General features: G+C 31.8%; 12 protein-coding genes, 2 tRNA genes and 1 other RNA gene. All 15 read left to right on the top strand.

Features of this window, described 5'->3' with window-relative positions; all coding sequences use genetic code 11:
- Positions 1–18 precede the first annotated feature (18 nt).
- A complete protein-coding gene (locus PHE88_00170; GenBank protein MDD5686234.1) occupies positions 19–864 on the top strand; it encodes a 16S rRNA (uracil(1498)-N(3))-methyltransferase in 846 nt (281 codons plus the stop codon).
- 57 nt (positions 865–921) lie between these two features.
- Positions 922–2,142, top strand: coding sequence for a MiaB/RimO family radical SAM methylthiotransferase (locus PHE88_00165; protein MDD5686233.1), 1,221 nt, complete (start codon positions 922–924; stop codon positions 2,140–2,142).
- Positions 2,132–3,967 (top strand): sulfatase-like hydrolase/transferase, encoded by a 1,836-nt coding sequence (locus PHE88_00160; GenBank protein MDD5686232.1) that lies wholly within the window; start codon positions 2,132–2,134, stop codon positions 3,965–3,967. Before PHE88_00165 ends, PHE88_00160 begins: the two co-directional genes overlap by 11 nt.
- A 45-nt stretch (positions 3,968–4,012) precedes the next feature.
- On the top strand, positions 4,013–4,357 hold the full coding sequence (locus tag PHE88_00155) for a histidine triad nucleotide-binding protein (GenBank protein MDD5686231.1): 345 nt from the start codon (positions 4,013–4,015) through the stop codon (positions 4,355–4,357).
- Positions 4,358–4,509: 152 nt separating this feature from the next.
- On the top strand, positions 4,510–4,701 hold the full coding sequence (gene rpsU / locus PHE88_00150) for a 30S ribosomal protein S21 (protein MDD5686230.1): 192 nt from the start codon (positions 4,510–4,512) through the stop codon (positions 4,699–4,701).
- A 34-nt stretch (positions 4,702–4,735) separates the two neighbouring features.
- Positions 4,736–5,725, top strand: a complete 990-nt coding sequence (locus PHE88_00145; GenBank protein ID MDD5686229.1) for an NGG1p interacting factor NIF3 — start codon at positions 4,736–4,738, stop codon at positions 5,723–5,725.
- Between the two features lie 140 nt (positions 5,726–5,865).
- Complete coding sequence (gene dnaG / locus PHE88_00140) at positions 5,866–7,575, top strand: DNA primase (GenBank protein ID MDD5686228.1); 1,710 nt, start codon at positions 5,866–5,868, stop codon at positions 7,573–7,575.
- Positions 7,572–9,281 carry a sigma-70 family RNA polymerase sigma factor gene (locus tag PHE88_00135; GenBank protein ID MDD5686227.1) on the top strand — a complete coding sequence of 570 codons (1,710 nt, stop codon included), beginning with the start codon at positions 7,572–7,574 and terminating at the stop codon, positions 9,279–9,281. The genes dnaG and PHE88_00135 overlap by 4 nt, the downstream gene beginning before the upstream one ends.
- A gap of 220 nt (positions 9,282–9,501) precedes the next feature.
- Positions 9,502–9,575 (top strand) — tRNA-Ile (locus tag PHE88_00130).
- Between the two features lie 18 nt (positions 9,576–9,593).
- On the top strand, positions 9,594–10,241 hold the full coding sequence (gene nth, locus PHE88_00125) for an endonuclease III (GenBank protein ID MDD5686226.1): 648 nt from the start codon (positions 9,594–9,596) through the stop codon (positions 10,239–10,241).
- Positions 10,232–10,303: transfer RNA gene (locus PHE88_00120), tRNA-Val, on the top strand. Before nth ends, PHE88_00120 begins: the two co-directional genes overlap by 10 nt.
- A gap of 48 nt (positions 10,304–10,351) precedes the next feature.
- On the top strand, positions 10,352–11,071 hold the full coding sequence (locus PHE88_00115) for a C4-type zinc ribbon domain-containing protein (GenBank protein MDD5686225.1): 720 nt from the start codon (positions 10,352–10,354) through the stop codon (positions 11,069–11,071).
- Positions 11,068–11,484: a ribonuclease HI family protein gene (locus PHE88_00110; GenBank protein ID MDD5686224.1), complete on the top strand. Its 417-nt coding sequence runs from the start codon at positions 11,068–11,070 to the stop codon at positions 11,482–11,484. The genes PHE88_00115 and PHE88_00110 overlap by 4 nt, the downstream gene beginning before the upstream one ends.
- An RNA gene (gene rnpB / locus PHE88_00105) (RNase P RNA component class A) lies at positions 11,473–11,855 on the top strand. Before PHE88_00110 ends, rnpB begins: the two co-directional genes overlap by 12 nt.
- Before the next feature lie 282 nt (positions 11,856–12,137).
- The gene (gene mraZ / locus PHE88_00100) at positions 12,138–12,563 is read left to right on the top strand and encodes a division/cell wall cluster transcriptional repressor MraZ (GenBank protein MDD5686223.1); all 426 of its coding nucleotides are present in this window, start codon (positions 12,138–12,140) and stop codon (positions 12,561–12,563) included.
- The last annotated feature ends 12 nt before the right edge of the window (positions 12,564–12,575 follow it).

Raw genomic sequence — 12,575 nt, 5'->3', positions numbered from 1 at the left:
TTAGGAGTGGTGAGTCAAATGCGAAGATTTTTTGTTGAGAAAATAGAAAGCGGTACGGCTTTAATTACCGGCGGTGAAGTGCATCACCTGAAAAATGTTTTAAGAAAAAATGTGGGTGATTTGGTTTTTTTGTTTGATGGGAAAGGTAACGAGTATAAAACGGAAATATTGGAAATTAATCCTGATAGTGTAAAAGTAAAAATCATTTTAAAGTTAAGGGAGAATGTTGAAGCAAAAATCAAGGTTAATCTTTATCAGTCAGTTCCTAAAAGAAAGAAATTCGATTTAATTGTTGAAAAAACTACCGAGCTTGGTGTAAATACGATTATTCCTGTAATTTCCGAAAGGACAATCCCTGAAATGGCGGAGCGATGTGTTACTAAATTAAGCAGGTGGCAAAAAATTGCAATTGCAGCATCTAAACAATGCGGAAGAACTATTGTTCCAAAAGTTTTACAAGTTCTGAAGTTTGCGGATGTCGTTAAATCTATAAATTCAATAGAACCAGTGGCAACTAAAGTAGAGACAATATCTACCTCATATATAATAATGAATTCAGTAACAGAAAAACAATCAAAGGAAAAGAGTGAAAAAAAACCACCAGATTTAAAAAATAGCATTTCTTTAATTTTATGGGAATATGAAAAGGAAAATACTTTAAAAAATGTTCTTAAATCATTAGACCGTTCAGCTATTCAATCAATTAATCTTTTAGTTGGTCCGGAAGGCGGTTTCTCGGATTCTGAAATCGAACTAGCAAAAAAAAATAATATTATATCCGTTTCAATCGGTAAAAGAATTTTTCGTGCAGAAACAGCTCCCATGGCCGCAGTGGCAAATATTTTATATGAGTTGGAAGACTAGAAAACACCGCACTTGTCCTCTAAAATCACCTTCTTATTATATAATATAGCTGATATAATGAAAATACATTTCTATACTTTTGGTTGTAAAGTAAATCAGTGTGAAACTTCAAAAATGCAGGCTGAAGTTTCAAGAGCAGGGTGTGTTTTTACGGGACCTGAAGACGCCGATATTATTATTATTAATTCTTGTACAGTAACTTCTAATGCAGATCATAAAACAAAGCAATATTTAAGAAAATGTTTAAGAATAAATACTAAAGCAAAAATATTTCTCACGGGATGTTATGTTGAAAGAGCGGAGAGTAGTTTAAGAAATGAGTTTCCCAAGGTAAAACTGTTTAAAAATTCAAACAAAGAAAACATTTTAAATATAATAGATGCTAATTATAATAAAATAAACAATATTGATATAGCGGCTGAAGTTTTTCACAATCGCACCAGGGCTTTTGTGAAAGTTCAGGATGGTTGTAACGGTAAATGCGCTTATTGTGTTGTGCCGAAAGTCAGACCGACATTATCTTCAAAAAGTTATGATGATGTTGTTAGAGAAGTGGGATGTTATGTTTCAGCCGGACACAAGGAGGTTGTTCTATGCGGCATACGGCTTGGAAAATATGAATTTATTGAGAATAAGTTAAAGGTTAATATAACCGGTTTAATAAAAGAATTAGAAAAAACAGAAGGACTTTATCGTATAAGGCTTTCTTCGATTGAATTAAACGACATTACCGATGATTTGATAGAACATATGGCTGAGTCAAAAAAACTTTGTCATCATTTACATATTCCGCTCCAGTCTGGTGATGATAAAATATTAATAGACATGAAAAGACCTTATTTAACTAAGGAATTTTTAAAAAAAGTCAGTAAAATAAGAAAAAAGATTACAGATATTGGAATTACAACAGACATTATTGTCGGATATCCGACAGATACGGAAGAGACGTTTGACAATACATATAACTTCATAAAAAAGTGCAAGTTCTCGCGGTTGCATATCTTTAAGTTTTCCAGAAGACCTGGGACAGAAGCAGAGTTGATAAATCCTGTCAATTTTAAAATGATAAGAGAAAACTCATCGCTAGTGAAGAAATGGCAAACAAAGCTGCGGATGTTGGATTTGCAGCTCCGGCATGATTTTTCTAAAAAGTTTATGGGTAAAAAAATGGAAGTTTTAACCGAGACAAATGGTTACGGGTATACATCTAATTATATTTATTTAAAGCTTCCTAAAAAATATCCTGAAAATGAAATTATATACCATTATGGAAAATAAAAAATATTTAAAAATCATTATCTTTGTATTTTTTAATCTTATATTAACTTTGCTTATTGGTCTCCCGTATTTTAAATTTGTCGGTAATAATCCTGCGGAGATAATATATACAATTATCGCATATCTCTCAAATATTTTTTTGGTTTATATTTTGTTGTTATTGCTTTTGTCGGTATTTTATTTTATGCGATTACCCAAAATTATATTTATATTTATGTTTTTTACGGTTAATCTATTGTTCTTTATAGACGTCGGGATTTACAGGATTTTTAGATTTCATATAAATGGATTTGTAATAAATACTTTATTTACGAAAGGCGGGTGGGAATCGTTGGATTTTAACTTGGCGACAAAGCTGTTTTTTGTTTTTATCATTATATCTTTATTCCTGCTTGAGATATTTTTGTATAATTATCTTGCTAAATCTTTAGTAGAAAAAAAATATATTTTAAGAAAAAATAATATTTATTTGGCAGTTATTTGCGTTCTGTCGGTTATAGTTGCGGATAAAGGGATTTATGCATATGCCGACTTGAAAAACAACCCTTATATAACCAGGCATATGAAATTATTCCCTTTATATCAACCTCTTACAATTAAGAAATTAGCTCAAAAATATTTTAATTTAAAAATAGACGAAACAGTTTCCTTTCAATTGGATAAAGAACATTCCGGACTTATTTATCCAAAAAAAAAGATAGAATTTTACAAAAACCAGCAGAATTTACCTAATATTATATGGATTTTAATCGATTCTTTCAGATATGATATGTTAAACAAAGACATAACTCCTAATATCTATGAATTTAGCAGAAAATCTTTGGTTTTTAAGGATCATTATAGTGGGGGTAATTGTACAAGATTTGGCGTGTTTTCATTGTTTTATGGTATTGACGGATATTATTGGAATTCTATACTGGGGGAAAGACAATCACCGGTTTTTGTTGATTCCTTGATTAAGTTAAATTATGATTTTAAGATACTTGCTGCTACTGAACTAACTTTCCCTGAATTTACGAAGACATGTTTTGTTGAAATACCTCCGGAAAAAATAATGGATAAACCTAAATCAGAAGACAAATCAGAAAAAGATGCAATAATAGCAAATGATTTAATAGAGTATATAAGTAAAAAAGAATCCAAAACTCCTTTCTTTTCATTTATTTTTTTTGATTGTCCGCATGGCAGTTATGAATCACCTTCAAACTTCCATAAATTTAAACCTGCCGCTGAAACATTTAATTATATCACACTTAATAAAGATAATATATTACCGGTTTTCAATAGATATAAAAATGCCATTTACTACGATGATTATCTCATAGGTAAAATTTTAAGTGAATTGGAGAAAAAAAATATTCTAAAAAACACTATTGTAATTATTTCCGGCGATCATGGCGAGGCATTTTTTGAAAAAGGTTTTTATGGTCATAATCAGGGTTTTTGCGAAGAACAGGTCAAAGTCCCGTTTGTTTTGTATATTCCAAACCATAAACCGCAGATATATAAAAAACTGACAAGTCATTTAGATGTAGTTTCTACAATGTTCTCGTTTTTAGGCTGTAAAAATTCATCAAACGACTATAGTCAGGGGTTCTCTCTTTTGGAAAACAAAGAAAGGGAATATATCGTTACCACGACATGGGATGAAATGGCGGTTATAAATAAATCCCTTTCAATAGTAATACCGCTGGAATCATATAATATACCAAGAATTAAAATGTATGATGAAAATTATAAGGAAGTACTGAATAGTAAATTATTAAATAGTCAGGTAGATCGATTGTTAAAAGTTCAGAAAGAAATGACATATTTCATAAAATGAAATAAAGTACTTGACAAAACAGGGAAAATTCTTTATAAATATAAGATGTCTGATTGTTTGTTTTGCAGTATTATTGAAAAGAAAGTTCCTGCAAAAGTGATAGCTGAAACAGATACTTTAATTGCTATACAAGATATTAATCAGCAAGCACCTTTTCATGTGTTGGTAATTCCCAAAAAACATATTCCAACCTTAAATGATATTGTTAAAACAGACAGCAGTATTATTGCTGATGTTCATTTTCTTGTTAAAGAACTTGCAAAAAAAAATAGTGTAGATAAAAAGGGTTACAGGTTGGTGTTAAACACCAATTCTGACGCCGGACAGTCTGTGTTTCATATTCACTGGCATTTATTAGGCGGTAGAAACTTTAGTTGGCCTCCGGGATAAAATGTTCGGTATTAATGTTTGATATTAAAGTTTGAATTTAATGTTTATATAGATATTTTTGTTAAGTTTAATCCGTAAAATATAGTTTTTAATAAATGTAATAAAGGGCAAAAATTTTAAAGCCCTATTTAAACAGAAAGGTGGTGTTAAAATTGGCTAATGTAAAGATACGAGAAGGCGAATCTATTGAAGAAGCGTTAAGAAGATTCAAAAGAGAATGCGAAAGAGACGGTATTCTTGCTGAAATAAAAAAACGTGAATTTTATGAGACTCCTTCTATAAAAAGAAAACGTAAATCAGAAGAAGCAAGAAGAAAAATCCGGAAAAGAGTGTTTTTCAGGTAATTAAAGTAAAGACAACCCGATTGCAGTGGATGTAGTGGATTGTTTTTCGGAGGGTAACGGATTGAAATTAAGAGAGTTCTATGAATTTATTGTAGAAGAGGGTGTTTTATCTGATCCGCGGGGTGTTGAGGTAGTAAAAAAACGGTTAAATATAGATAAACAGAAATATGACAAACTTGATGAGGAAAAAAAATCTGAGTATGACAAGGAGAAATTAAAAAATCCATATAAAGATACAAGAATATTGAACGGAAACGGTAACGAGGAAATAAAATCTATTCTTACCGGAATTGATATTGATGTTGCCGAAGTCCTTCTATCCGAACATTTAAAAAAATCAGGTCGTAAAATTGATTTGATTTTAACTCATCATCCTTCAGGGCAAGCTTATGCAAATTTTTATGAAGTTATGGGTATGCAGGCAGATATTCTCGAAAAGTTTGGAGTGCCAATAAATGTTGCAGAAGGGCTTTTATCTAAAAGGATGAAAGAGGTTTCCCGTAGAGTAATGCCGTTAAATCATACAAGAACTGTGGATGCAACTAAACTTATAGGTGTACCCTTTATGTGCATACATACGGTTGCGGACAATCATGTTACTAAGTATCTTCAAGAGAAGTTTGATTCTACAAAACCATATCTGGTTTCAGACGTAATGAAAACGTTAAAAACTATACCTGAATATAAGAATTCGATAACTGAGACAATCGGTCCAAAAATACTTGTTGGTTGTGAAGATAATCGTGCCGGTAAGGTTTTTGTGGATATGACCGGCGGTACTGAAGGTTCAGTTGAGTTTTTAGGGAAACTTTCTATAGCAGGTGTAGGAACAATTGTTGCAATGCACATGTCGGACGAACATATAAAAAAAGCGGAAGAATCTAATGTCAATGTGGTTGTTGCGGGACATATATCAAGCGATACTCTTGGATTAAACCTGCTTTTTGATAAAGTTGAAAATAAGTTCGGCCAGATTGATTTTATCCCCTGTTCAGGTTTCCGACGAATAAAACATAACGACTGAATTTGAATCAAATCTAAAAAACCCACTAAATGATTTTATTTTTACTTTTTACTTTTGTTATTTCAGGTAAAGTAAAAAGTTTCATTTATCATAAAACAGATATTTTTGTCAGTAATTATTAAGTTAGGATCGCAGTATATATGTCTATTCCAGAAACAACAATTCAGAATATTCTAAATTCTATTGATATTGTTGAAGTTATTGGCGAATCGATACGTCTCACAAAGTCCGGTAGAAATTTTAAAGCGCGTTGTCCGTTTCATAATGAAAAGACTCCTTCTTTTCATGTTAGTCCGGAAAAGCAGATTTTTCATTGTTTTGGTTGTAATGCCGGTGGTAATGCAATAAGTTTTGTGATGAAAATGGAGGGATTGACATATCCTGAGGCAATCAGAAAATTTGCCAAAAAATGTGGCATTGAAATAAAAGAGAATTTATATGAAGACGATAAACAGTTAAAAGAACGGGAGATAATTTATAAAATATTAGAAGAAGCAGGTGTTTTTTATCAGAAAATGCTTGCTGAAAGTAATGCAGTAAAGAATTGGTTAAAAAAACGGGGAATTAGCGACGAAAGTATAAAAAAATATAGGCTTGGTTATTCTCCCGCTTCATCGAAAACACTGTTTAATGAGATTGTTAAAAGGGGATATTCTCCTGACATATATTATAAAACAGGTTTAGGTTCTCACGGAAAAGATTTTTTTTACAATAGAATTATATTCCCCATTTTTGATATTACAGGAAGAATTGTCGCTTTTGGCGGCAGGGTTTTTGATAACGATAATCAACCAAAATATCTTAACTCGCCTGAAACAACGGTTTATTCTAAAAGTGGGATTCTTTACGGATTAAATTTTGCAGGCAAGTCAATTAAAGATGCAAATTCTGTAGTAATATTGGAAGGATATATAGATGTAATAATGTGTCATCAGTTTGGACTTACCAATACCGTAGCTACTCTTGGCACAGCTTTTACTTCGCAGCATTCATCAATTTTGAAAAGATATTCAGATAATGTTATAATAGCATATGATCCGGATATGGCAGGCCGTTCATCTGCGTTAAGATCTTGTGAGATTTTATTGGCTAGTGATTTATATGTGAAAATAGCAATGCTGCCGGACGGTAAGGACAGCGATGAGATACTTTTAGCTAATGGAGAAGATAAGTTAAAAGATATTTTTCATAATGCCAAATCATATGTAAATTTTCTTGTGGATGAAAAATCAAATTTATACGATATCAAAACGATAGAAGGTAAAAGAGATTTATCTAAATTAGTGTTACCGGTGATTTCAAAAGTTCCTAATGAAATTGTAAAATCCGAGTATCTTAAGACACTTTCGGAGCGGCTTAGCATAAAAGAAGAGATACTAAACTCCGAAATGTCAAAAATAAAACAATATAAACAATATAAAAACAGTACTGACTCAAAAGATGTAGTTTTAATAAATAATATTAGTATAGTGGAACGCAACTTGATTTCAGTCCTCATTAATAATATTAAATTAATAGATTATATTTCCGATATAATTCAGGCTGCGGATAATATTATTGATGATTTTGGTAATATCGAGGTAAGAAAAATACTTAATTTGCTTATAGAAAAGAGAAAAAATGGCTATATCTCTATTACACCGGCAGAACTTATTGATTTAGCCGGTCCATCTTTGATATCGCAAATATTAATAAGTGATTCTAACATTGCTAGTCCTGAAAAATTTGTAAAATCATATAGAGATGCTGTGCTGTGTAAGCGTCAAAAAAAATCATTAGAACAAATTAAAGTCAAAGATCTAACCGAATTTATGGAAATATCGAAAAAATTAAAGGGGTCAAAGAAATGATTGGTGAAAAAGAAGTAAGGAATTTAATTCAGCAGGGAAGACAAACTGGTTTTCTCACTTTCGACGAAATTTGCGATCATCTGTCTATTGTAGATATGAGTGTGACAGAAATGGATGACTTTTTTATAACATTAAATGATATGGGCATTAATATATTAGAAAAGCAACCGGAAGAAATTCACGATAAACAAGTAGACATTTCTGAAGATGAGGAATCAATAAAATTAAAGATGGAAGACCCGATTAGAATGTATCTTAGTGAAATGGGAAAATCCTCGCTTTTGCAGAGAAAAGAGGAATTAGAACTAACCAAAAGTATTTGGGAAAAAAGCAAAGAACTTAAAATGACAGTTTTAGATTCACCAATATCATTTAAAGAAATAAAGAATTGGGAAGTTCTTATTTCTACCAGTGTTGCTTCACCGAGAGAATTTATGCCCCGTGGTAAAAAAACCGACACAACGTTAAGAAATATGCAAAAAAGAATGATAGAGGCATCAAAATATATTGATAAAATTCAATCAAAAATTAGTAAAGCTAAACAGTTGATGAAGAATAATAAAAAAAATCCTATTAAAAAGGGGATTTATGGAAATAAAATTACAGAATACAAAAAAGACATAATTAAAAAAATTATAGGACTTAATTTAAATGAAGAAAAATTCAATAAACTTGAAGCGAAAATATTGGTATATGCGGACAGGATAACGATTAATAAAAATATTGTCAATCAGATTTACAAGAAAAGCAAAATAACTTTTGCTGATTCGAAACGTATTTACAGACAGGCAAAAAAGAAGAAAATTACGAAAGATAAATTTTTCAAAATGACAAAATATGAATTTCCAAAATTTAACAAAACGTTAGAGGAAGTAAACAGTGCTTTGCAGAGATTAAACAAAATGCATAAAAGCTTAAACATTCCGCTTGAAGATATTGAAGCTTCCGCTTTTAAGATAAGACAGCTAAAGAGAGTATTGCTATTAGAAAAAGCAAAACTAATAAAAGCAAATTTAAGGCTGGTAGTTTCAATAGCAAAAAAACATATGTATGCTCCGTCATTATCACTTTTGGATTTAATACAAGAAGGGAATTTAGGATTGATAAAAGCAGTTGAGAAATTTGAATATAAAAAGGGGTTCAAATTTTCAACTTATGCAACCTGGTGGATAAGGCAATCTATAAACAGAGCGCTTGCCGATCAGTCCCGGACTATAAGGATTCCTGTTCATATGAAGGAAATGGTATCTAAGCTTTACAAATATTCAAGAAAGCATCGCCAGGATTTTGGATGTGAACCAACCGTAGAAGAATATTCAAGATATTTAAAGATGTCTTCTGAAAAAATAAGAACACTTCTGAGAATTATTCAGGAACCGCTTTCACTATCTATGCCTGTCGGTGATGATGAAGATTCTCGTCTTGAAGATTTTATAGAAGATAAGAGGCATAGAACACCGGAAAAAAATATGCATTCTGATTTTAGATATAAGGAAATAGAGAATGTATTGTTAACGCTTAGTGAACGGGAAGCAGAGATTATTCGTTTGAGATTCGGAATCGGGTATGGATATCCATTAACATTGGAAGATGTCGGGAAAATATTTAAAATTACCCGTGAACGTGTACGTCAAATTGAAGCAAAAGCAATAAGAAAAATGAAACATCCGTCACGTTCTAAGAATCTCACAGATTATATGGAATAAATAGCCTTGATAAATTTTCTAAAACCTTGACAATTTGCAGGTTTTTTATATAATAACAAGCTAGTTTATAGTTAATAGTTCGTAGTTCATAGTTAGCAGAATGTAACAAGAGAGTAATAATTCTAAAAAATTTAGTTTTGTTGGCTATGAACTCTAAACTATTTCCGCCATTGGTTCTTCGGCGGACCCACTGATGAATCAGTAGTGGGAACTGTCTTTTGGGCCCTTAGCTCAGTTGGTTAGAGCAGCTGACTCATAATCAGCGGGTCGGGGGTTCAAGTCCCTCAGGGCCCAATATAATAAAAAAGAAAAGTGAAAAATAAAAAGTTAGAAATAGATGAAATAATAAGACGCTTAAAAAAACAATATCCAAATGTGAAGAAGACAGCATTGATTTTTTCAAATCCCGTTGAAATTCTTGTAGCGACAATTCTCTCGGCTCAATGTACAGATAAAAGGGTTAATATAGTTACATCGGAAATATTCAAAAAATATAAAACAAGTTCTGATTATGCTAATGCTGATTTAAAAGTTTTTGAGCAGGAGATAAGGTCAACTGGTTTTTATCATAACAAAGCTAAAAATATAATAGAATCGTGTAAAATCATTGAAAATAAATATAACGGTATCGTGCCAAATAAAATGGAGGAGCTGCTTACTCTTCCTGGTGTAGCAAGGAAGACAGCAAATATTGTTTTAGGGAACGCTTTTGGAATAATAGAAGGTGTTGCGGTAGATACCCATGTAAAACGATTATCATATCGTCTCGCAATTTCAAAAAATATCATTCCGGAAAAGATTGAGAAGGATTTAATGAAACTTTTTCCTAAAAAGGAATGGTTTGCAATATCTAATCTTTTAATAGAGCACGGTAGAAATGTTTGCAAAGCTATTAAACCAAATTGCAATAATTGTTTTCTTTTTGATTTATGCCCTAGATTAGGTGTTACGGGCAATTAGCTCAGCGGGAGAGCACTCCCCTCACACGGGAGGGGCCGCAGGTTCAATCCCTGCATTGCCCAAGTATGACAGTTTAGCGAATTTAGATATTGTAAAATATTAAAATCTCAATGATAAATAACATTATGAACGAAAAACTTTCTGTTTTAATAGAGTTACAGGAAATTGATTCTAAAATAAATAAGGTTAACGAGTGTATTATAAAAATTAATAGCGAAACAGATTGTTTGAAAGAAGCTCTTAAAAACAAGAAAGAACAGGTTGAAAATTTAAAAAAGGAAAGTACAAAAAGCATCATTCTTAAAAAAGAAAAAGAAGCAGAGATATCTTCAATTAGCGATCAAATTAGAAAGCACAATATGGAATTAAATACAGTAAAAACAAACGACGCTTATAGAGCACTCATGTCTGAAATAGAGAATTGTAGAAAAGCAAAAATAAAAATAGAAGATGATTTGCTGAGTATGATGGAGAATGAGGATAAAGCATCAGCGGATATAAAAAATATTCAAAATGAATATTTAAGAATAGAAAAAGAGTTTTCCGATAAAAAAATATTACACGAAAACGATTTAAAAAAACATGAAGAAGATATTGCTAAGCTTAAGAGCGAAAAAGATATAAAATTAAAAGGTTTACCTAAAGATTTGGCGAGTAGCTATGAAAACTTAGTAAAAAATAAAAAAGATTTTGCTGTTGTTCCTATAGCAAATGATACCTGTGGCGGTTGCCATAGGAATTTGCCGGTTCATGTTATTGACGAAGTCAGAAAAGGAAAAGATATTGTCGTTTGTAATAATTGTCTCAGGATTTTATATCAAAAAGTATGAATGAATTAATTGCATACATCGATGGCGCATCACGTGGTAATCCGGGCAATTCGGCAATTGGTGTAGTTCTGTATGATAATTCTCATAATATTATTAAAAACATAAGTAAATATATCGGCAAAACGACCAATAATGTTGCCGAGTATACTGCGTTTTTGACTGCACTCGAAGAGGCGGAGAAGCTTGGTGCAAAAAAGATAAAGATTTTTCTTGATTCAGAATTAGTGTTTAAGCAATATTTGGGAGAATATAAAATCAACAGTGAAAACTTAAAGATTCTTTTAAAAAAAATAAGGGAAAAACAAAAATGTTTTGAAAGTATTGAAGTTGAACATATTTTAAGAGAGAGAAATACAGAAGCAGATAAACTTGCGAATATTGCTTTAAATATAAATGAAACGGAAGGGGGTTGAAGAATCACTCCGATTAATACCCGGAGAGGAAAGTCCGGACTCCAAAGAACAGGATGATGATTAACGGTCATCGTTCCGAAGATAAGTCGGGATAGGGAAAGTGCCACAGAAAATAAACGGCCTCATTAACTCTAAAAGTTAAAAGGCAAAGGTGAAAAGGTGTGGTAAGAGCACACCGCCCTGACGGTGACGCCGGGGGCATGGTAAACCCCATCTGGAGCAAGGTCTAATATGAAAAGATTCACTTTTAGTGAAACGGGATTGTTCGTCCCGTAACTATTTTCAGGTTGACCGCTTGACTGCGAGAGTAATTTCGCGGCTTAGAGAAATGATTCTTAAAACAAAATCCGGCTTACACACCCCCTTCCGGATATATTTATGATTATTTTAGTTCGCGTATAATACCTTCCTTTCAGAAAAAATAAAAAACACAAAAAAGACTTGACAAAATTAGTTAAATTGTTTATACTAAGCGTAAGTGGTGAATAGTGGTTAATAATACCTGATAGTGTTTAATTAGATAAACGCGAATATTCACGAATAATAGAAAAATCACGAATATAACACGAATATACGTAATAAATATGTGAGGTCCGCCAAAGCGGATAAAATTCGTGATAATTCGTGTATATGAGCAAAGCGAGTTCTATTTTATGTTAATAGGATTATACGAATATTCTGTTGATACAAAAGGACGTTTATTTATTCCTGCCAAATTCAGGGAAGGGAAAAATAAAGTATTTATTGTGACGATAGGTATTGATAGATGCCTGTATGTGTACCCTTTTGAGAAATGGTCAAAGCTTGAAGAGCATCTGGAGAATTTGCCGTTTAAAGATAAATCTGAAGAAAGGGCATTTAAACGAGTTTTTTTATCAGGTGCTACAGAAGTTAAATCTGATTCTCAGGGGAGAGTACTATTGCCTTTTCATTTGCGGCAATATGCAGCAATTAAAAGTGCAGTTGTTATAATAGGTGTTTCAAATAGAATAGAGATATGGTCAAAGGATCTTTGGGAAAAATATGATAAACCTGCAAAAAAATTATTTACAAAACATGCGAGTTCTTTGGAAGTATAAGATTGTTAAAAT

It is taken from the genome of Elusimicrobiota bacterium (assembly GCA_028718185.1).
Taxonomy (GTDB): Bacteria; Elusimicrobiota; UBA8919; order UBA8919; family UBA8919; genus JAQUMH01.
The sequence above is the reverse complement of the archived record's forward strand: the minus strand, read 5'-3'. Positions and strand labels throughout refer to the sequence as shown.